Raw genomic sequence first — 19,873 nt, forward strand, 5'->3', positions numbered from 1 at the left:
CGGGGGCCGGACACGCCGGAGCCCCCGCGCCCCTCGGGCGAGGGGGGCGGGGGCTCCGGGGCGTCGGCTCAGCTCTGCGGCAGGGCCGCCAGCTGGCCGCCGATGCGCTCGATGTCGGCCTCGGCCTTGGCGAGCCGGCCGCGGATCTTGTCGACCACGTTGTCCGGGGCCTTGGCGAGGAACGCCTCGTTGCCGAGCTTGCCCTCGGCCTGGGCCTTCTCCTTGCGGGCGGCTTCCAGGTCCTTCGTCAGCCGCTTGCGCTCGGCGTCCACGTCGATCGTGCCCGACAGGTCCAGGGCGACGGTCGCGCCGGCGACGGGCAGCGAGGCGGTGGCGTGGAAGCCGTCGCCGGCCGGCTGGAGCCTCAGCAGCTGCCGCATGGCCGTCTCGTGCGGGGCGAGCGGGGTGCCGGTCAGGGTGAGCTCGGCCGGGACCTTCTGGCCGGGCTGGAGGCCCTGGTCGGAGCGGAAGCGGCGGACCTCGGTGACGACCTGCTGGACGAGCTCGATCTCCCGCTCGGCGGCGTCGTCGCGGAAGCCCGAGTCCTTCGGCCAGTCCGCGATGACGACGGACTCGCGGCCGGTGAGCGCGGTCCACAGGGTCTCGGTGACGAAGGGGACGACGGGGTGCAGCAGGCGCAGCATCACGTCGAGGACCTCGCCCAGGACCCGGCCGGAGACCTCGGCCGGGCGGCCGCCGCCGAAGAAGGTGGTCTTGGACAGCTCGACGTACCAGTCGAAGACCTCGTCCCAGGCGAAGTGCCGCAGCGCCTCGCTGAGCTTGGAGAACTGGAAGTCGTCGTAGTACGCGTCGACTTCGGCGACCGTCTTGTTCAGGCGGGAGAGGATCCAGCGGTCGGTCACCGACATCTCGTCGGCGGACGGCAGCTCGCCCTCGATCGTCGCCCCGTTCATCAGGGCGAACCGGGTCGCGTTCCAGATCTTGTTGGAGAACTTCGCGGAGCCCTGGACCCAGTCCTCGCCGATCGGGACGTCGGTGCCCGGGTTGGCGCCGCGCGCGAGCGTGAAGCGCAGCGCGTCGGAGCCGTACTTGTCCATCCAGTCCAGCGGGTTGACCACGTTGCCGAAGGACTTCGACATCTTCTTGCCGTGCTCGTCGCGGACCATGCCGTGCAGCACGATCTTCTCGAACGGCGGGACGTCCTTGTTGATGTAGAGGCCGAACATCATCATCCGGGCGACCCAGAAGAAGAGGATGTCGTAGCCGGTGACCAGGACGGAGTTCGGGTAGAACTTCGCGAGGCTCTCGGTCTGTTCGGGCCAGCCGAGCGTGGAGAACGGCCACAGGCCGGAGGAGAACCAGGTGTCCAGGACGTCGCTGTCCTGGGTCCAGCCCTCGCCGGTGGGCGGCTCCTCGTCGGGGCCGACGCAGACCATCTCGCCGTCGGGGCCGTGCCAGACGGGGATGCGGTGGCCCCACCAGAGCTGGCGCGAGATGCACCAGTCGTGGAGGTTGTCGACCCAGTCGAAGTAGCGCTTCTCCATCTCCTGGGGGTGGATCTGGACCTTGCCGTCGCGGACGGCGTCACCGGCCGCCTTGGCGAGCGGGGCGACCTTGACCCACCACTGCATGGACAGCCGGGGCTCGACGGTGGTCTTGCAGCGCGAGCAGTGGCCGACGGAGTGGACGTACGGCCGCTTCTCGGCGACGATCCGGCCCTCGGCGCGCAGGGCGGCGACGATCGCGGAGCGGGCCTCCATCCGGTCCAGGCCCTCGAAGGGACCGGGGACGGTGATGACGGCGCGCTCGTCCAGGACGGTGAGGAACGGCAGGTCGTGGCGCTGCCCGATCTCGAAGTCGTTCGGGTCGTGGGCGGGGGTGACCTTGACGGCACCGGTGCCGAACGACGGGTCGACGTGGTGGTCGGCGACGACCGGGATGGTGCGGTCGGTCAGCGGCAGCTTGATCTGCTTGCCGACCAGGTGCTTGTAGCGCTCGTCGTCGGGGTGGACGGCGACGGCGGTGTCACCGAGCATCGTCTCGGCACGGGTGGTGGCGACGACGATGGTCTCCTCGCCCTCGCCGTACGTCATGGAGACGAGCTCGCCGTCGTCCTCCTGGTACTCGACCTCGATGTCCGAGATCGCGGTGAGGCACCGGGGGCACCAGTTGACGATGCGCTCGCGGCGGTAGATGAGCTCGTCGTCGTACATCCGCTTGAAGATGGTCTGGACGGCCTTGGACAGGCCCTCGTCCATGGTGAACCGCTCGCGGGTCCAGGCGACGCCCTCGCCGAGGCGGCGCATCTGGCCGGAGATCTGGCCGCCGGACTCGTTCTTCCACTGCCAGACGCGCTCGACGAACGCCTCGCGGCCCAGGTCGTGGCGGGACTTGCCCTCCTTGCCGAGCTCGCGCTCGACGACGTTCTGGGTGGCGATGCCGGCGTGGTCCATGCCCGGCTGGTACAGCGCCTCGAAGCCCTGCATGCGCTTGCGGCGGACGAGGGCGTCGATCAGCGTGTGCTCGAAGGCGTGGCCCAGGTGCAGGGAGCCCGTGACGTTCGGCGGCGGGATGACGATCGTGAACGGCGGCTTGTCGCTCTTGGCGTCCGCCTCGAAGTACCCGCGTTCTACCCAGCGCTCGTACAGCTTCCCCTCTACCTCGGCCGGCGTGTACTGGGTCGGCAGTTCGGGGTTGCTGGCTGGCTGCTGCGCTGGGTTCTCGGTCACGCGGACAGTTTAGGGCCTGTGTTGAGTTCCCCGTCTGCGCCCCGACGCCCGGCCCGCACGCTCGCCGCACGGCGCCCCAGGACAGGTGGCTCCGCCACATGACCTGGGCCACCGCACGCCGATCGCACGCACCGACCGCCGCTGCGCCCGCCCTCCGGGCGGACGCCGGGGAACTCAACACAGGCCCTTAGAGCCGTCACAGGAGTGCCCCGAAACCGGTTTGTTCCGTAACGGTGTGCCTCCCGGTGGTCCGCGCGCGCGAGCCTTCCGTCAGGATGTTCGCAACGCGTAAGTATCACGAACAGGGGACACCGCAGATGAGCTACAACCAGCCGGGTCCGTACGGTGGCCAGCCGCCGCAGGGCCAGCCCGGACCGTACGGCCAGCAGCCGGGCCCTTACGGCGGTCAGCCGCCCCAGGGCCAGCCCGGCTACGGCTACCCGCAGCAGGCCCCCCAGGGCGTCCCGCCCCAGCAGCAGCCCCAGCCGGGTTACGGCTACCCGCAGGCGCAGCAGCCGGGCCCGTACGGACAGCAGCCCCCCACCCCGCCGTACGGCGGCCAGCCGGCCTACGGCCAGCAGCCGGGCTTCCCGCCGCCGGCCCCCGCGAAGAAGAAGACGGGCCTGATCGTGGGCGCCGCGGTCCTCGCGCTGGCCGTCATCGCGGGCGGGGTGTACTTCCTGACGTCGGACGGCGGCAGCGGCTCCGTCGCGTCCTCCACCAAGGGCTACAAGCTGACGCCGCCGGAGTCGGTGGGCGAGTACAAGCAGGACAAGACCGACTCGGACAACAAGACCGGGCCGCTGACCGGCAAGGACAAGACGGAGACCGAGGCGATGGGTGTCAAGTCGCCCGTCGAGGCCAGCGCCGTCTACGGCAGCGGGGACATCGAGAAGAATCCGCTCACCGCGAAGATGCTGATGCTCAAGGGCGTCTGGGGCGAGGTGGACGACCCGGAGAAGACGCTGGACGCGGCCTTCGCGAGTGCCAAGGAGGAGATGAGCAAGGACCAGGGCGAGGACGACAGCGAGACCTCCCTCGTCGGCTCCCCCGAGAGCGTCTCCCCCGAGGGCTTCGACGGCGCGCTGATGAAGTGCCAGGTCGTCAAGTCGGTCAACAAGGACGCCGACGGCTCCGTGCAGAAGGGGCCCAAGGAGTTCAACACGCCCGTCTGCATCTGGACGGACTACAGCACCGTCGGCATCGTGTTCGCCGTCGACCTCGGCGCGGCCATGACCAACAAGAGCATGCCGATCGAGGACGTCGCCGACCTCGCCGCCAAGCTCTACAACAGCTCCCGCACCAAGCTCTGACCCGCGGCAGCACGAAGGGGCGCCCCGCCGGTTCTTCCGGCGGGGCGCCCCTTCGTGTGCCTACGGCTGTCGCGCCGCGTTACGCGGACTTCTCGTGGCGGCCCTCGTCGCCCTTGCCGATCGTGCGCGGCTCGCGCGGGACCAGCGTGGGGTTGACGTTGTTGCGGACCACGTCGGCGGTGATGACGACGCGGGCGACGTCCTTGCGGGACGGGACCTCGTACATCACCGACTGGAGGACCTCCTCCATGATCGCGCGCAGGCCGCGCGCGCCGGTCTGGCGGAGGATCGCCTGGTCGGCGATGGCCTCCAGCGCCTCGCGCTCGAAGTCCAGCTCCACGCCGTCGAGTTCGAACAGGCGCTGGTACTGCTTGACCAGGGCGTTGCGCGGCTCGATGAGGATCTGGAGCAGGGCCTCGCGGTCCAGGTTGTGGACCGAGGTCAGGACCGGGAGGCGGCCGATGAACTCGGGGATCATCCCGAACTTCACCAGGTCCTCCGGCATGACCTCCTGGAACTGGTCGCTGGCCTGGATCTCCCGCTTGGAGCGGATCGTGGCGCCGAAGCCGATGCCCTTGGCGCCGGCCCGGGACTCGATGATCTTCTCCAGGCCGGAGAAGGCGCCGCCCACGATGAACAGCACGTTCGTCGTGTCGATCTGGATGAACTCCTGGTGCGGGTGCTTGCGGCCGCCCTGGGGCGGCACGGAGGCGGTGGTGCCCTCCAGGATCTTCAGCAGTGCCTGCTGGACGCCCTCGCCGGAGACGTCACGGGTGATCGACGGGTTCTCGCTCTTGCGGGCGACCTTGTCGATCTCGTCGATGTAGATGATCCCGGTCTCGGCCTTCTTGACGTCGTAGTCGGCGGCCTGGATCAGCTTCAGCAGGATGTTCTCGACGTCCTCGCCGACATAGCCGGCCTCCGTCAGCGCCGTCGCGTCCGCGATGGCGAACGGGACGTTGAGCATGCGGGCCAGCGTCTGCGCGAGCAGCGTCTTGCCGGAGCCCGTGGGGCCCAGCAGCAGGATGTTGGACTTGGCGAGCTCGATCGCGTCGTCGCGGCCCGCCCCGCCGCCGTTCTCGCCGGCCTGGACCCGCTTGTAGTGGTTGTACACAGCGACCGAGAGGGCCTTCTTCGCGGGCTCCTGCCCGACGACGTACCCCTCGAGGAACTCGTAGATCTCGCGGGGCTTGGGAAGCTCTTCCCAGCGGACCTCGCTCGTCTCGGCGAGCTCCTCCTCGATGATCTCGTTGCAGAGATCGATGCACTCGTCGCAGATGTACACACCGGGACCCGCGATGAGCTTCTTCACCTGCTTCTGGCTCTTTCCGCAGAACGAGCACTTGAGCAGATCGCCGCCATCACCGATGCGTGCCACGAGGTGCTTCCCCTTCGCCTGGGAGACGCCTGGTTCAGCGGCTCCTGTGCCTCTATCCGACGGTACCTTGCCCGGCCCCCCATGCGGGCCCCCCTTGGCACGGTTCACACGGCCGGAGCCGGGTGCCGCAACCGTGCCAAGGGGCCAGAGCGGGTCAGGCGAGCGCGCCGGCCGCGCTCTTGCGGGTCGACACGATCTGGTCGACGAGGCCGTAGGCCAGGGAGTCCTCCGCGGTGAGGATCTTGTCGCGCTCGATGTCGTCGCGGATCTTCTCGATCGGCGTGGTCGAGTGCTTGGCCAGCAGCTCCTCCAGCTGGGTCCGCATGCGCAGGATCTCGTTGGCCGCGATCTCCAGGTCGGAGAGCTGCTCGCGGCCGGTCTGCGAGGACGGCTGGTGGATGAGCACACGGGCGTTCGGCAGGGCCATGCGCTTGCCCGGGGTGCCGGCGGCGAGCAGGACCGCGGCGGCGGAGGCCGCCTGGCCCATGCAGACCGTCTGGATGTCCGGCTTCACGAACTGCATCGTGTCGTAGATCGCGGTGAGCGCGGTGAACGAGCCGCCGGGGCTGTTGATGTAGATGGAGATGTCCCGGTCCGGGTCCATCGACTCCAGGCACAGCAGCTGCGCCATGACGTCGTTGGCGGACGCGTCATCGATCTGCACGCCGAGGAAGATCACGCGCTCCTCGAAGAGCTTCGCGTACGGGTCGTACTCGCGCACGCCCTGCGAGGTGCGCTCCACGAAGCGCGGGACGATGTAGCGGTTGTCCACCTGCGGGCCCGTGTAGAGGCCGCTCGCGGAGGCGCCGGGGAAGTTGTTCATGTGGGTGTTCACCATCCTGGTGGCGTTCTGTGGCTGGGTGTCTCGGCGTACGAGAGATGCGCGGGGCGGCAGGGCGCTGTCCGGGGTCCGGATCAGGCGCCGGTGCCGCCGCCGCCCGGAACGCCCGACGCGATCGAGATGATCTCGTCAATGAGGCCGTACTCCTTGGCCTCCTCCGCGGTGTACCAGCGGTCGCGGTCGCCGTCGCGGATGATCGTCTCCACGGTCTGGCCGGAGTGGCGGGCGGTGATCTCCGCCATGCGCTGCTTGGTGCGCAGCAGGTACTGGGCCTGGATCTTGATGTCCGAGGCCGTACCGCCGATGCCGGCCGACCCCTGGTGCATGAGGATGTCGGTGTTCGGGAGCGCGAAGCGCTTGCCGGCGGTGCCACCGGTGAGCAGGAACTGGCCCATCGAGGCCGCCATGCCCATACCGATGGTGACGACGTCGTTCGGGATGTACTGCATGGTGTCGTAGACCGCCATGCCGGCCGTCACCGAACCGCCGGGGCTGTTGATGTAGAGGTAGATGTCCTTCTCGGGCTCGGCCGCGAGGAGGAGCAGCTGCGCGGTGATCTTGTTGGCGATCTCATCGTCGACCTGCTGGCCGAGGAAGATGATGCGCTCGCCGAGCAGCCGGCTGTAGACCTGGTCACCGAGGCCACCACCGAGGGACGGCTCTCCGGCGGCGTAGGGCATCAGATTCGTCACGTATCCACCTGCTCGTCTCTGACGGCTCCGGCCGTCTCAGCGTCTTCGTACCGGGTGGGCCGGGACTACCCGACCCTTCCTCTTCATGGACCCTAACGCGCAGGTGGAACAACGCCATCCCGCTTCCGCGACTGTTCGCTGGGAGCGCAAGGTCCGCAGCCGGCACAAGGGTTGTGACGAAACGTCCGCCGGTACGACGACGGGCTCCGGACGCGGTGGCGTCCGGAGCCCGTCGTACGGGGTCAGCGCGAGGCTCAGGCCTCGGTCTTCTCCTCGGAGTCGGCGGCGGCCTCGGCGGCTGCCGACTCGGTGGTCTCCTCCGCCGTGTCCTCGTCGTCCTCCAGCTCGACGACCTCACCGTTGGTGTCGACGACCTTGGCGGCCTCGACCACGACGGCGAGCGCCTTGCCGCGGGCGACCTCGCCGACGAGCATCGGCACCTGGCCGCCCTCGACGACGGCCTGGGCGAACTGGTCCGGGCTCATGCCGGAGGAGGCGGCGCGCCGCATGAGGTGCTCGGTGAGCTCCTCCTGGTTGACGTTCAGCTTCTCCTTGTTGACGAGCTCGTCAAGGATGAACTGGGTCTTGATGCCCTTGACGGCCTGCTCGGAGGTCTCGGCCTCGAACTCCTCGGCGGTCTTGCCCTGGATCTCCAGGTACTTGTCGAGGGTGAGCCCCATCTGACCGAGCTGGTGGTGCTCCAGGTTGTGCTTGCGGGTCTGGACCTCGTCCGCGAGCAGCTTCTCCGGGATCGGCACCTCGGCGAGCTTCAGCAGCTCCTCCAGGACGCGCTCCTGGGCCTGGGTGGCCTGGTCGTACTGCTTGGTGTTCTCCAGGCGCTTGCGGCTGTCGGCCTTCAGCTCCTCCAGCGTGTCGAACTCGCTGGCCATCTGGGCGAAGTCGTCGTCCAGCTCGGGGAGCTCGCGGGCGGCGACGGCGGTGACCTTGACGGTGACCTCGGCGTCCTTGCCCTCGGCGGAGCCGCCCTTCAGCTGCGAGGTGAAGGTGGCCTCGCCGCCGGCCTCCAGGCCGGTCACGGCCTCGTCGATGCCCTCGAGGAGCTCGCCGGAACCGATGGTGTACGAGACACCCTCGGCCACGCCGTCCTCCAGGACCTCGCCGTCGACCTTGGCCTGCAGGTCGATCGTGACGACGTCGCCCTCGGCGGCGGCGCGCTCGACCGGGTTGGTGGAGGCGAAGCGGCCGCGCAGCTGCTCGACGGCCTTGTCGACGTCCTCGTCGGTGACCTCGATGGCGTCGACGGTGACCTCGATGCCGGAGTAGTCCGGGATCTCGATCTCGGGGCGCACGTCCACCTCGGCGGTGAAGGCCAGCAGCTCGCCGTCCTTCAGCTCCGTGATGTCGACCTCGGGCTGGCCGAGGACGTTCAGCTCACCCTCGTTGACGGCCTCGGTGTAGAACTTCGGGAGCGCGTCGTTGACGGCCTCCTCCAGCACCGCACCACGGCCGAACCGCTGGTCGATGACCCGGCTGGGGATCTTGCCCTTGCGGAACCCCTTCACCGTGACCTGCTGGTTGATCTTCTTGTACGCCGCGTCGAGGCTGTCCTTGAGCTCCTCGAAGGGCACCTCGATGCTGAGCCGAACCCGGGTCGGGTTCAGGGTCTCCACGGCGCTCTTCACGGTTCGGTCTCCTTGGTGGCTGACTTCTTGGGGTTCTGCTCCGCCGCACGGGGGGCGGCTTCGCGGACCGAGCCCGGTACATCAGACACACGGGCACGCATTTTGCATAGTAACGGCAAGGGGGAGAACTCCCGCAACGCGATCTTGTCCACGCGATCTTGCCAGTGGTCGGGGTGGCCGGATTCGAACCGACGACCTTCCGCTCCCAAAGCGGACGCGCTACCAAGCTGCGCCACACCCCGTCGGTGCGACACGTAGGGTACATGCAGCAAGGCACCGCGCCGGCCGCTTTCGGCAGGGGCGTCGCGGGAGTCCTCGAGGGGTGTGCGGGCAGGGTCCGCGACCCGCTACGATGCTTGTCGTGCCGCGGTCCGTGTGACCTGCGGTGCCGTGCATGCGGGCGTAGCTCAATGGTAGAGCCCTAGTCTTCCAAACTAGCTACGCGGGTTCGATTCCCGTCGCCCGCTCCAACCGCCGAAGGGCCCGGTCCACTGGACCGGGCCCTTCGCGTCGTGTCCGGGCGGCTCAGAAGTTGATCTGGCCTATCGAGTCGATGATCGAGTGCATGAAGCGGTTGATCGACGGCCCCATGCCCGTCGGCGCCAGGAAGAAGCCGAAGAGCGCCGCGACGATCGCGGGCCCCGTCTTTATGGAACCGCTCCGGATCATGACGACCAGGACGATCCCCAACAGAAGCACCACAGACAGCGAAATGGCCACGACTGCTCACACCCTCGGTCGGTCCGCCTTGCCGGCCCGGAGATGTGCGGCCCTGCACCCTCCGTCGCCTCCATCGTGCCACCAACTCCCGCCGGGGTGTTGCCGGGTGACGTATCGACCTGTCGATATCGCGCCATCCTGCGCCCCTTGCGCCCCCCGCGCGCCGGGCCCGTGGCCGTGCACCCGCGGGGGGCCGACCACGTGATCATCGGGAATATGCAACGGTGATCGTTTCCGTACCCACACACTTCGTTCACAGGTGAATTCGACACCGAACGCGAGGTAATTCACTTCGGTCAACTGACTGGAGAATTGCACCATTTGACGTGTATTAAACGGGACATACCAGGCACATTCCGTTGGTTTGCCATTTGATATGCAGGGAAGACGCGCTATTCAACGGCGGTTTTACGAATGGCAATCGAGACGTCTAGGGTGCCTGAGATGTTCCACGCTCCGAACGCAATGCAGAGGGCCACACTCCCCCCGGCGACCGAGGAGGCGGAGCCCAGACACCCCGCGCCGGCGGCGACCCGGGAGGCCCCCTCACCGGCGGCGGACCGGCCGGACCGGAGCGGCGGGGCCAAGAAGCGTGACGCCTTCTTCGACAACGCCAAGTACCTCGCCATCGTGCTCGTCGCGGTGGCGCACTCGTGGGTCCCGGTCATGGACGGCAGCCGGACCGCCCGGGCGCTGTACATGGTGGTCTACACGTTCCACATGCCCGCCTTCATTCTCATCTCGGGTTATTTCTCCCGGTCGTTCGACCTGAGCCCCAAGAAGGTGAAGCGGCTCGTCACCGGTGTCGCCGTGCCGTACGTGGTGTTCGAGACGGCGTACTCGCTGTTCCGGCGCTACGCGAACGACCAGCCCGACGCGGCCATCAGCCTGCTGGAGCCCTGGTACCTGACCTGGTTCCTGGCCGCCCTGTTCATCTGGCGCCTCACCACTCCGATCTGGGGCAACCTCCGCCATCCGCTGGCCGTTTCGCTCGTGATCGCCGTTCTCGCCTCGCTCGCGCCCAGCATCGGCGACGACCTCGACCTGCCGCGCGTCCTGCAGTTCCTGCCCTTCTTCGTGCTCGGACTCCAGCTGAAGCCCGAGCACTTCGAGCTGGTCCGCCGCCGCGAGGCCCGGCTGTTCGCACTGCCGCTCTTCGCCGGTGCGCTGGTCTTCGCCTACTGGGCGGCGCCCCGGATGCAGCTGGGCTGGTTCCTGCGGGACTCCAGCGCCCAGGACATGGGGGCGCCCTGGTGGTCGGGCGCGGTGATGACCCTGGCGATGTTCGGCTGCGCGACGCTGCTGACGGCCGGGTTCCTCGCGCTGGTCCCGCAGCGCCACATGTGGTTCACGGTGCTCGGCGCCGGCACCATCTGCGGCTACCTGCTGCACGGCTTCCTGGTGAAGGGGGCCGACTACGCGGGGATCTTCGACGACCACGACTGGCTGGTCGGCCCGGCGGGCCTGGTGATCGTGACCGTGGTCGCCTCCACCGCCGTCACGCTGCTGTGCACGCCGCCGGTGCGGCGCGTTCTGCGCTGTGTGACCGAGCCCGACATGAACTGGGCGTTCCGCCGGGACGCCGCCAGGATCTGACCGCCCCACGCACCCGCGAAGCCCGGCCCAGGCGGCCGGGCTTCGTCGCGTCCCGGGGCGGCGTCGGCGTCCGGTGTTGGCTCAAACCCGACGTTCCTGGGGGGCGTCCGGTGCGGTGAGCCCCAGGAGCTTCCGCATCCGCGCATACTTCGCGGTCAGCCGGGCACGGGTGGCCGGCTCCAGCACCGCGAGGCGGGCCGGGTCGGCGTTGTGCGCGAGGTCGGCCTCCTTGACCAGCAGGGCGCCGGGGGTGGCCAGGACGCGCCGGGCGTACGCCTCCGGCTCCTCGTCCGCCCGCTTAGTGACGGCGAGCACCATGTCCTTGACCGCCTGCGGCAGCGCGGCCCCGGCGAGCCACTCGGCCGAAAGCGCGTCGTCCTCCACCGCGTCGTGCAGCCAGGCCGCGGCGATCTGCTCGTCGCTGCCGCCCCTGCGCCGTACGCCGTCCGCGACGGCCGCGAGGTGTTCCGTGTAGGGGCGGCCGGCCTTGTCGCGCTGGGCGGCGTGGGCCTCGCGGGCCAGCGCCTCGACCTCGGCGAGCGTCAGCCGAGCGTGTGATGCGGTCATGGCGAGGACTCTAGGCGCACCCCCGTACGCCGGTCCGGAGAGTTGCAAAGTCAATCGTTCGGTAAACTAATCGATGACCATTCCTTGATGATTTCTTGACTCTTCGAAAGGCCGGGCTCATCGGACACGCAGACACGCTCATCGCCATGGGCGGCGCCTTCCTCGCCGCCGCGGTCCTCGCCCGCGCCGGCCGCCGCATCGGACTGCCCACGATCCCCCTGTTCATCCTGGCCGGAATCCTGCTCGGCCCGCACACCCCCGGCATCGTCCTCGTCGCCGACCCGCACGACCTGGAGATGCTCTCCGCGCTCGGCCTGGTGCTGCTCCTCTTCTACCTGGGCCTGGAATTCCACCTGGACGACCTCAAGGCGGGCGGCCGCAAGATGGCCGTCGCCGGGGGCACCTATCTCGCCCTGAACGTCGGCGCCGGGCTCGGCTTCGGCTTCGCGCTCGGCTGGGGCACCTCCGAGGCGCTGGTGCTCGCCGGGGTGCTCGGGATCTCCTCGTCGGCCATCGTCACCAAGGTGCTGGTGGACCTCGGCCGGATCGGCAATCCGGAGACCCGGCCCATCCTCGGCATCATCGTCGTGGAGGACGTCTTCCTCGCCCTGTATCTGGCGGCCCTGCAGCCCATCCTGTCCGGCGCAGACAGTCTCGCCGCCGCGGTGACCGACGGCGGCAAGGCGTTCGGCTTCCTGCTGCTCCTCGCCCTCGCCGCGCGCTTCGGCACCCGGGTCATCGGCAAGCTGATCCGGACCAGGGACGACGAACTCCTGGTCATCTCCTTCCTCGGCGCCGCCGTCCTGGTGGCCGGGATCTCGGAGTGGTTCGGCGTCGCGGACGCGATCGGCGCGTTCATGGTCGGGCTGATGCTCGGCAGTACGTCGTCGGGCGAGCGCATCCTCAAGCTGGTGCACCCGCTGCGGGACGCGTTCGGCGCGATCTTCTTCTTCGCCTTCGGGCTCTCCATCGACCCGGGCGACCTGCCGACCGTGCTCCGGCCGGTGCTGGCCGCCGTCGCGGTCACCCTCGCGATGAACGTGTGCGCCGGGATCGCCGCCGCCAGGGTGTACGGCTTCGGGCCGCAGGCCACCGCGAACATCTCGACCACCCTGGTGGCGCGCGGGGAGTTCGCCCTGATCCTCGCCACGATGGCGGCGGGCGCCGGTCTCGACGAACGGCTCTCCCCGTTCATCGCGGGCTATGTGCTCGTTCTCGCCGTGCTGGCCCCGCTGGCCGCCGGGCGCTCGCACTGGCTGGCCCGCTTCCTGCCGGGCAGACCAAAACCGGAGCTCCCCGATCCGGTCGGAGCCGGTTCACGACTTCCGTGACAGGAGCAGCAGGGCCCGGTCGTCGTTGACGTCCTTGGCGCACGCCTCGATGAGGTGCCAGGCCGCGCCCTCGAAGCCGGTGCTGACGTAGCGGTCGGCCTCGCCGGTGAGCCGGTCGATGCCCTCCGCGATGTCCCGGTCGGACGCCTCCACCAGTCCGTCGGTGAACAGCATCAGCACGTCACCGGGGGCGAGATGGCCCTTGACCGGGTCGAACTCGGCACCGTCGTACACCCCGAGCAGCGGGCCCTCCGCCGCCTTCTCCTCCCACTGGCCGCTGCCGGCGTGGAGCTGGAGGGCCGGCGGGTGGCCCGCCGAGAGGAGTTCGTAGTCGCCGGTCTCCAGGTCGAGGACCAGGTGGATCGAGGTGGCGAAGCCCTCGTCCCAGTCCTGGCGCAGCAGATAGCCGTTGGCGGCGGGCAGGAAGCCGTGCGGGGGGAGCGAGCCGAGGAGCCCGCCGAAGGCGCCGGACAGCAGCAGGGCGCGGGAGCCGGCGTCCATGCCCTTGCCGGAGACGTCGGTCAGGACGGCCTCCAGGGTGCGGCCGCCATGGGTGCGGGCCGCGACGACGAAGTCGCCGGAGAAGGACTGCCCGCCGGCCGGGCGCAGCGCCATTTCGCGGTGCCAGCCCTGCGGGAGGCGGGGCAGCGAGCTCTGGACGCGGATGCGTTCGCGCAGGTCGAAGAGCATGGTGCCGCCGCGCCGCCAGGGCACCCCGACCCGGGCGCGGAACTGGGCGAGGACCAGCCCGAAGAACCCGCAGGCGGCGACCGTGAGCACGGTGCCGGGGGTGACCCCGGCCGGGCCGTCCTCGTAGGGTCCGAGCCGGACGGACTCCACGATGAGGGCGACGGCGACCCCCGCGTACAGGCCGAGGAGGCTGGCGGGGCGCAGCAGCAGGCCGGCCGCGACGATCGGCAGGACGAGCATGGTGGGCGCGCACCAGACCGGGTCGATCAGGGTGAGGCAGGTGATGACCGGGATGACCAGGAACAGGCCGGCCAGGGCGATCCAGTCGGAGCCGTCGCCGCGGAAGTAGTCGACCCCGGACCGGCGCAGCGTGGTGTAGACCCGGTGCGCCGATTTCCGCCATCGGGCCGGGTACGTCTCTGCTCCTGCGCGTCGGGCCATTGCCGGGACCTTATCCACCCGGCGGCCTCCGGTGCAGGGGGACCCCGTGACAATGTGTTCGAAATCGGCCCGAGCGGTGCCGTACTGATGGGTAGCGCGTGCGGATTACGCGGACTGGCAGCCGGGGCACCAGAAGAGGTTGCGGGCGGCCAGGTCGGCGGTGCGGATCTCGGTGCCGCAGATGTGGCAGCCCTGGCGGGCGCGCCGGTAGACGTAGACCTCGCCGCCGTGGTCGTCCACGCGCGGCGGGCGGCCCATCGCCTCGGGCAGGTGCTCGGGGCGGACGGTGTCGATCCGGTTGTTCCGTACGCCCTCGCGCATCAGCGCGCGCAGGTCCGCCCAGATCGCGTCCCACTCGCGCCGGGTGAGGTCCTTGCCCGCCCGGTACGGGTCGATGCCGTGCCGGAACAGGACCTCGGCGCGGTAGACGTTGCCGACGCCCGCGATGACCTTCTGGTCCATCAGCAGGGCGGCGACGGTGATCCGGCTGCGGGAGATCCGCTGCCAGGCGCGTTCGCCGTCCTCCCCGGCGCGCAGCGGGTCCGGGCCGAGGCGGTCGTGTATCGCGCGCTTCTCGGCGTCCGTGATCAGGGCGCAGGTGGTCGGGCCGCGCAGGTCCGCGTGGTGCGCGTCGTTCACCAGGCGCAGCCGGACGGTGTCGGTGGGCGGCGGGGCCGGGACCGTGCCGAAGCCGAGCTTGCCGAAGAGGCCGAGGTGGATGTGGACCCAGCCGGTCTCGCCGAAGCCGAGGAAGAGGTGCTTGCCGTGGGCGTCGGCGGTGTCCAGGACGTGGCCGTCGAGCAGGGCGGCGCTGTCGGAGAACTTGCCCTGCGGGCTGCTCGCCCGCACCGGCCGCCCGGCGAAGCGCTCACGGTGGTCCGCGGCGAGGCGGTGGATCGTGTGTCCCTCGGGCACGGTGGCGGGTCTCCTGGGCGGTACGGGGTCGGACATGGCTGTGCCGCCGGACGGACCGGCGGCACAGGGGTCTGTGTCGAGTTCCCCGCCGTCGCCCGGAGGGCGGCCTTGCGGCGTCTGGTGCGGTGCATCGCCGCGCGGCCGTTTCGCCCTCGTACTGGACGTACTCGGGTGAAGCGGCCGTGCGGCGAGGTGCCGTGCCAGGCGTCGTGAGGCAGGCGGGGAAGTCGACACAGGCCCCGCTGGTCAGCCCTGCTGCGGGTGGTGGGCGGGGATCGGGGGGAGCTCGCCGGTGTTCTCGTACGCGGTGAGCATGTCGATGCGGCGGGTGTGCCGCTCCTCGCCGGAGTACGGGGTGGAGAGGAAGATCTCCACGAACTTGGTGGACTCCTCGACCGTGTGCATCCGGCCGCCGATGGAGATCACGTTGGCGTTGTTGTGCTCGCGGCCGAGCGCGGCGGTCTGCTCGCTCCAGGCGAGTGCGGCGCGGACGCCCTTCACCTTGTTGGCGGCGATCTGCTCCCCGTTGCCGGAGCCGCCGATCACGATGCCGAGGCTGTCCGGGTCGGCGGCCGTCTTCTCGGCGGCGCGGAGGCAGAACGGCGGGTAGTCGTCCTGGGCGTCGTAGATGTGGGGACCGCAGTCGACGGCCTCGTGGCCCTGGGCCTTGAGCCACTCGACGAGGTGGTTCTTGAGTTCGTAACCGGCATGGTCGGATCCGAGGTACACGCGCATGGGAGGAGTGTGGCACGTGCGGCGCCGGGGCGCCGACGAAGGGGTGCGGTGTGCCCGGTGCCGGGCAGACGCGCGGAGGCCCGCCGTTCCGCGGTGCGGTCGGCGGGCCTCCGTCAGAGGTGTCGCGGGGTCAGCCCCGGCGGCCCAGGAGCTTCCAGGAGGCGGGCAGCGCACCCATGGCGAGCGCCGCCTTCAGCGCGTCGCCGAGCAGGAACGGGGTCAGGCCCGCGGCGATCGCGGCGCTCGCCGACATGCCGGTGGACAGCGCCAGGTACGGCACGCCGACCGCGTAGATGATCGCCGAGCCGAGGACCATCGTCCCGGCCGTGCGCAGCGCCGAGCGGTCGCCGCCGCGCCGGGCCAGGCCGCCGACGACGGTGGCGGCCAGGAGCATGCCGAGGACGTAGCCGAAGGAGGCGCCGCCCGGACCGGAGCTGCCGGCCGAGAACCACGGCATGCCCGCCATGCCGACGAGGGCGTACACGGCCATCGAGAGGAAGCCGCGGCGGGCGCCGAGCGCGGTGCCGACGAGGAGGGCCGCGAAGGTCTGGCCGGTGACCGGGACCGGGGAGCCCGGGACCGGCACGGCGATCTGGGCGGCGATGCCGGTGAGCGCGGCGCCGCCGAGGACGAGGGCGGTGTCCACGGCGTAGCGGTGCCGGGCGGCGGGGAGCAGGTCGGCGAGGACCGTCCCGGTGCGGGCGGGGGCGGCAGCAGTGCTCATCGGGGACTCCGCGTGGGTGAGGGTGGAGAGGGACTGACCGTGACGCTATCCGACCGGGCCGTGCCCGATCACCGTCAGCGGCCCACAAAGCGGCGTTCCGGGCGTTGGTGGGGTTCGCACAAGGAGGGCGGCGCAATCATCGCGGAGCGTGATGCTTGTCACGGAGGTGGGCGGGGATGCTTCCGCTGCCGGCCGGGAAGGCGCGCGGAAGGGGGACTGTGAACTCCCTCTAAAAGCGCGGTACGTGACGGTGGCCCACCGTCCGCCGCCGCGTGCGCACCCGGTGTGGACCCGGTGACCGTATAGCGGACGGTGGTTACCGGTGAACGGATCACGTGGCCAGACTGGGCGGACGTCCCCCGTCTCGCCGACCGAACAGAGCTCGTCCATGTTCCGGACCTCCGCGCCCTCCCCCACCGGCTCCCCGGCCACCGCGCCGGACACCGGCCCCGACTCGTCCCTGTCGCACGGGCTGAAGCAGCGCCACCTCTCGATGATCGCCCTGGGCGGTGTCATCGGCGCCGGGCTCTTCGTCGGCTCCGGCGCGGGCATCGCCGCCGCGGGCCCCTCGATCGTCATCGCGTACGCCGTCTCGGGGCTGCTGGTGATGCTCGTGATGCGGATGCTCGGCGAGATGTCGGCGGCCAATCCGGCGTCCGGCTCGTTCTCGGTGCACGCCGAGCGGGCGATCGGGCCGTGGGCCGGGTTCACGGCGGGCTGGGCGTTCTGGGTGCTGCTGTGCACGGCCGTCGGCCTGGAGGGGATCGGCGCGGCCAAGATCGTGACGGGCTGGCTGCCGGGGACCCCGGAGTGGGCCTGGGTGGCGCTGTTCATGGTGGTGTTCCTGGGCACGAACCTGGCCTCGGTGACGAAGTTCGGCGAGTTCGAGTTCTGGTTCGCCGCCCTCAAGGTCACCGCGATCACGCTGTTCCTGGTGCTGGGCGTGCTGGCGGTCCTGGGCGTCCTGCCGGGCACCGACGCGCCGGGGACCGCCAACCTCAGCGGCGAGGGCGGCTTCCTGCCGAACGGCCCGGACGGTCTGGTCATCGGGCTGCTCGCCTCCGTCTTCGCGTACGGCGGCCTGGAGACGGTCACCATCGCCGCCGCGGAGTCCGAGGACCCGGTGCGGGGCGTCGCCAAGGCCGTGCGGACGGCGATGTGGCGGATCGCGCTGTTCTACGTGGGCTCGATGGCGGTCGTCGTCACGCTCGTGCCCTGGGACGACCCGAAGGTGGTGGACGTCGGCCCGTTCTACGCGGCGCTCGACCACCTCGGCATCGGGCAGGCGGCACAGATCATGAACGTCGTCATCCTGGTCGCCCTGCTCTCCGCGATGAACGCCAACATCTACGGCGCCTCGCGCATGGCCTGCTCGCTGGTGGCGCGCGGCCAGGGCCCGAAGCGGCTCGGCCGGGTCTCCGGCGGGGTGCCGCGCACGGCGGTGCTGGTCTCGTCCGTCTTCGGCTTCCTGTGCGTGCTGCTGAGCTACTGGCGCCCGGACGACGTCTTCCCCTGGCTGCTGAACATGACCGGGGCGGTGATCCTGGTCGTCTGGATCTTCATCGCCGTCTCCCAGCTGGTCCTGCGGGCCCGCCTGGAGCGCGAGGCGCCCGAGAAGCTGGTGGTGCGGATGTGGCTGTTCCCGGGGCTGACCGTGGTGGCGCTGCTCGCCATGGCCGGCATCTTCGTCCTGATGCTCCGCCAGCCCTCGACCCGCGACCAGCTCCTGGCGTCGGGGGCGCTGACGGTGGTCCTCGCAATGATCGGGGCCGTACGCCAACGGCGGCGCGCCGGAGTCTGAGCCGAACCCCCACACAGCGGTACGAAACACCGGGTCCTAAGCCGAAGGGCTGACCCGGTGTTTCACGTTCCTGCTGTTAGCCTGCTGTTGCATAGAACTTGCAATAACAACTTGTCAGCAGTTGGAGGGTTCGAAACCAATGGCCACGTACACGCTCCCGGAACTCCCGTACGACTACGCCGCGCTCGAACCGGTCATCAACCCGCAGATCATCGAGCTCCACCACGACAAGCACCACGCCGCGTACGTGAAGGGCGCCAACGACACCCTGGAGCAGTTGGAGGAGGCCCGCGACAAGGAGGCCTGGGGAGCCATCAACGGCCTCCAGAAGAACCTCGCCTTTCACCTGTCCGGCCACATCCTGCACTCGATCTACTGGCACAACATGACCGGTGACGGCGGCGGCGAGCCGCTGGCCGCGGACGGTGTCGGCGACCTCGCGGACGCGATCACCGAGTCCTTCGGCTCCTTCGCCGGCTTCAAGTCCCAGCTGACGAAGGCCGCGGCCACCACGCAGGGCTCGGGCTGGGGCGTCCTCGCGTACGAGCCGGTCAGCGGCCGGCTGATCGTGGAGCAGGTCTACGACCACCAGGGCAACGTGGGCCAGGGCTCCACCCCGATCCTGGTCTTCGACGCCTGGGAGCACGCCTTCTACCTCCAGTACAAGAACCAGAAGGTCGACTTCATCGAGGCGATGTGGGCCGTCGTCAACTGGCAGGACGTGGCGAAGCGCTACGCCGCCGCCAAGGAGCGCGCGGACGTGCTGCTGCTCGCCCCCTGAGCCGACGCCCCGGCCGGGGCCGCCGGACGTCCTGCCTCGTGATCGTCTTCTCACCCTTCACCTGGCAGGCGGATGAAGGGGAGGCCCCCGCCTGGACGTGACAGGCGGGGGCCTCCCTGTCGTACGTCCCGGCTGCCATGATGTCCGGCATGAGGAACACGTCATGACGATCACCGTCCACGAGCTGGTGTACTACCCGGTCAAGGGCTGCGCCGGGACCCGGACCGAATCCGCGCGGGTCACCGTCACCGGCCTGGAGCACGACCGGACGTTCATGGTGGTCGACGCGGCCGACGGCACGTTCCGCAGCCAGCGCACCCACCCCGCGATGGCGGCGGTCGGAGTCCGGGTCCTCGACGCCGGGGCGGCCCTCGGCCTGACCGCCGAGGCCGTCGGGCCGCTGCGCCTGGAGGTGGTGCCGGACGGCCCCCGCCGCGAGGTCAGCATGTTCGGCCGGGACCTCGGGGAGGCCGTCGACCAGGGCGACGAGGCCGCGCAGTGGTTCTCCGACGCACTCGGGGCCGCGTGCCGCCTGGTCCGCGTGGTCCCCGGCTTCGACCGGGACGGCTGGGGCGAGACCCCCGGCAAGGTCAACTTCGGCGACGCGCACGCGGTCCTGGTCACCTCGACCGCCTCGCTGGCCGGGCTCAACGCCCGCATCGCGGCCCGGGGCGACGCCGCGCCCGTGCCCATGGACCGCTTCCGGCCCAACATCGTGCTGACCGGTGACGACGAGCCGCACTTCGAGGACCGGGTGGCGCGGATGACCGTGGGCACCGCCGGACTCGCCCACTCGGTCAAGGCGATCCGGTGCGGCGTCCCGCTCATCGACCAGCGGACCGGCCGCCGCGCCGGGCCGGAGCCGGTGCGCACGCTGGCCACGTACCGCAGGGAGCCGGAGTTCGGCAACAAGCTCAGCTTCGGTGCGAAGAACGCGGTGGTCCGCGAGGGCGTGGTGCGGGTCGGCGACCCGGTCTCCGTGCACAGTCCGGTGAGCTGATCGCCCCGTAAAACC

17 protein-coding genes and 2 tRNA genes are annotated in these 19,873 nt (G+C 70.2%); 7 read left to right on the forward strand and 12 right to left on the reverse strand.

Annotation, left to right across the window (positions count from 1 at the left end; all coding sequences use genetic code 11):
* Positions 1-68 precede the first annotated feature (68 nt).
* Positions 69-2,690, reverse strand: a complete 2,622-nt coding sequence (locus AB0L33_RS11675) for a valine--tRNA ligase (protein ID WP_365680073.1) — start codon at positions 2,688-2,690, stop codon at positions 69-71.
* Between the two features lie 317 nt (positions 2,691-3,007).
* Between AB0L33_RS11675 and AB0L33_RS11680 the strand changes: the two genes are divergently transcribed.
* Complete coding sequence (locus AB0L33_RS11680) at positions 3,008-4,003, forward strand: hypothetical protein (RefSeq protein ID WP_365680075.1); 996 nt, start codon at positions 3,008-3,010, stop codon at positions 4,001-4,003.
* Between the two features lie 79 nt (positions 4,004-4,082).
* On the opposite strand, the gene clpX is transcribed toward AB0L33_RS11680, so the two are convergent.
* The 5 genes from clpX to AB0L33_RS11705 all read right to left on the reverse strand — a co-directional run bounded on the left by clpX (position 4,083) and on the right by AB0L33_RS11705 (position 8,799).
* Positions 4,083-5,381, reverse strand: coding sequence for an ATP-dependent Clp protease ATP-binding subunit ClpX (gene clpX, locus AB0L33_RS11685; protein ID WP_018103185.1), 1,299 nt, complete (start codon positions 5,379-5,381; stop codon positions 4,083-4,085).
* A gap of 154 nt (positions 5,382-5,535) precedes the next feature.
* Positions 5,536-6,219 carry an ATP-dependent Clp protease proteolytic subunit gene (locus tag AB0L33_RS11690; protein ID WP_018518168.1) on the reverse strand — a complete coding sequence of 228 codons (684 nt, stop codon included), beginning with the start codon at positions 6,217-6,219 and terminating at the stop codon, positions 5,536-5,538.
* 77 nt (positions 6,220-6,296) lie between these two features.
* Positions 6,297-6,902, reverse strand: coding sequence for an ATP-dependent Clp protease proteolytic subunit (locus AB0L33_RS11695; RefSeq protein WP_185993056.1), 606 nt, complete (start codon positions 6,900-6,902; stop codon positions 6,297-6,299).
* A 266-nt stretch (positions 6,903-7,168) separates the two neighbouring features.
* Positions 7,169-8,557 carry a trigger factor gene (gene tig / locus AB0L33_RS11700; RefSeq protein ID WP_365680078.1) on the reverse strand — a complete coding sequence of 463 codons (1,389 nt, stop codon included), beginning with the start codon at positions 8,555-8,557 and terminating at the stop codon, positions 7,169-7,171.
* 165 nt (positions 8,558-8,722) lie between these two features.
* Positions 8,723-8,799, reverse strand: a tRNA-Pro gene (locus tag AB0L33_RS11705).
* A 154-nt stretch (positions 8,800-8,953) separates the two neighbouring features.
* Between AB0L33_RS11705 and AB0L33_RS11710 the strand changes: the two genes are divergently transcribed.
* Positions 8,954-9,027, forward strand: a tRNA-Gly gene (locus tag AB0L33_RS11710).
* A gap of 55 nt (positions 9,028-9,082) precedes the next feature.
* Here the strand turns inward: AB0L33_RS11710 and AB0L33_RS11715 are convergent.
* The gene (locus tag AB0L33_RS11715; RefSeq protein WP_361034356.1) at positions 9,083-9,277 is read right to left on the reverse strand and encodes a hypothetical protein; all 195 of its coding nucleotides are present in this window, start codon (positions 9,275-9,277) and stop codon (positions 9,083-9,085) included.
* 444 nt (positions 9,278-9,721) lie between these two features.
* On the opposite strand from AB0L33_RS11715, the gene AB0L33_RS11720 reads away from it, so the two are divergent.
* On the forward strand, positions 9,722-10,873 hold the full coding sequence (locus AB0L33_RS11720; protein ID WP_365680080.1) for an acyltransferase family protein: 1,152 nt from the start codon (positions 9,722-9,724) through the stop codon (positions 10,871-10,873).
* An 81-nt stretch (positions 10,874-10,954) separates the two neighbouring features.
* Here the strand turns inward: AB0L33_RS11720 and AB0L33_RS11725 are convergent, their stop codons facing one another.
* Complete coding sequence (locus AB0L33_RS11725; protein ID WP_365680082.1) at positions 10,955-11,440, reverse strand: HD domain-containing protein; 486 nt, start codon at positions 11,438-11,440, stop codon at positions 10,955-10,957.
* Positions 11,441-11,586: 146 nt separating this feature from the next.
* Here AB0L33_RS11725 and AB0L33_RS11730 point away from each other — a divergent pair, with 146 nt between their 5' ends.
* Positions 11,587-12,771: a cation:proton antiporter gene (locus AB0L33_RS11730; RefSeq protein WP_365680157.1), complete on the forward strand. Its 1,185-nt coding sequence runs from the start codon at positions 11,587-11,589 to the stop codon at positions 12,769-12,771.
* Here AB0L33_RS11730 and AB0L33_RS11735 read toward each other — a convergent pair.
* The 4 genes from AB0L33_RS11735 to AB0L33_RS11750 all read right to left on the reverse strand — a co-directional run bounded on the left by AB0L33_RS11735 (position 12,757) and on the right by AB0L33_RS11750 (position 16,276).
* Positions 12,757-13,902, reverse strand: coding sequence for a PP2C family protein-serine/threonine phosphatase (locus tag AB0L33_RS11735; protein ID WP_365680084.1), 1,146 nt, complete (start codon positions 13,900-13,902; stop codon positions 12,757-12,759). The genes AB0L33_RS11730 and AB0L33_RS11735 overlap by 15 nt on opposite strands.
* Positions 13,903-14,007: 105 nt before the next feature.
* The gene (locus AB0L33_RS11740) at positions 14,008-14,817 is read right to left on the reverse strand and encodes a DNA-formamidopyrimidine glycosylase family protein (RefSeq protein ID WP_365680086.1); all 810 of its coding nucleotides are present in this window, start codon (positions 14,815-14,817) and stop codon (positions 14,008-14,010) included.
* A 246-nt stretch (positions 14,818-15,063) separates the two neighbouring features.
* Complete coding sequence (locus AB0L33_RS11745; RefSeq protein ID WP_365680088.1) at positions 15,064-15,552, reverse strand: ribose-5-phosphate isomerase; 489 nt, start codon at positions 15,550-15,552, stop codon at positions 15,064-15,066.
* A 130-nt stretch (positions 15,553-15,682) separates the two neighbouring features.
* Positions 15,683-16,276 carry a biotin transporter BioY gene (locus AB0L33_RS11750; RefSeq protein ID WP_365680090.1) on the reverse strand — a complete coding sequence of 198 codons (594 nt, stop codon included), beginning with the start codon at positions 16,274-16,276 and terminating at the stop codon, positions 15,683-15,685.
* Between the two features lie 388 nt (positions 16,277-16,664).
* Between AB0L33_RS11750 and AB0L33_RS11755 the strand changes: the two genes are divergently transcribed.
* The 3 genes from AB0L33_RS11755 to AB0L33_RS11765 all read left to right on the forward strand — a co-directional run bounded on the left by AB0L33_RS11755 (position 16,665) and on the right by AB0L33_RS11765 (position 19,858).
* On the forward strand, positions 16,665-18,077 hold the full coding sequence (locus AB0L33_RS11755; protein ID WP_365680092.1) for an amino acid permease: 1,413 nt from the start codon (positions 16,665-16,667) through the stop codon (positions 18,075-18,077).
* A gap of 139 nt (positions 18,078-18,216) precedes the next feature.
* A complete protein-coding gene (locus AB0L33_RS11760) occupies positions 18,217-18,858 on the forward strand; it encodes a superoxide dismutase (protein WP_365680094.1) in 642 nt (213 codons plus the stop codon).
* 163 nt (positions 18,859-19,021) lie between these two features.
* Positions 19,022-19,858 carry an MOSC N-terminal beta barrel domain-containing protein gene (locus AB0L33_RS11765; RefSeq protein WP_365680096.1) on the forward strand — a complete coding sequence of 279 codons (837 nt, stop codon included), beginning with the start codon at positions 19,022-19,024 and terminating at the stop codon, positions 19,856-19,858.
* Positions 19,859-19,873 lie beyond the last annotated feature (15 nt).

Origin of the sequence: Streptomyces sp. NPDC052299, assembly GCF_040679335.1 — a bacterium.
GTDB lineage: Bacteria > Actinomycetota > Actinomycetes > Streptomycetales > Streptomycetaceae > Streptomyces.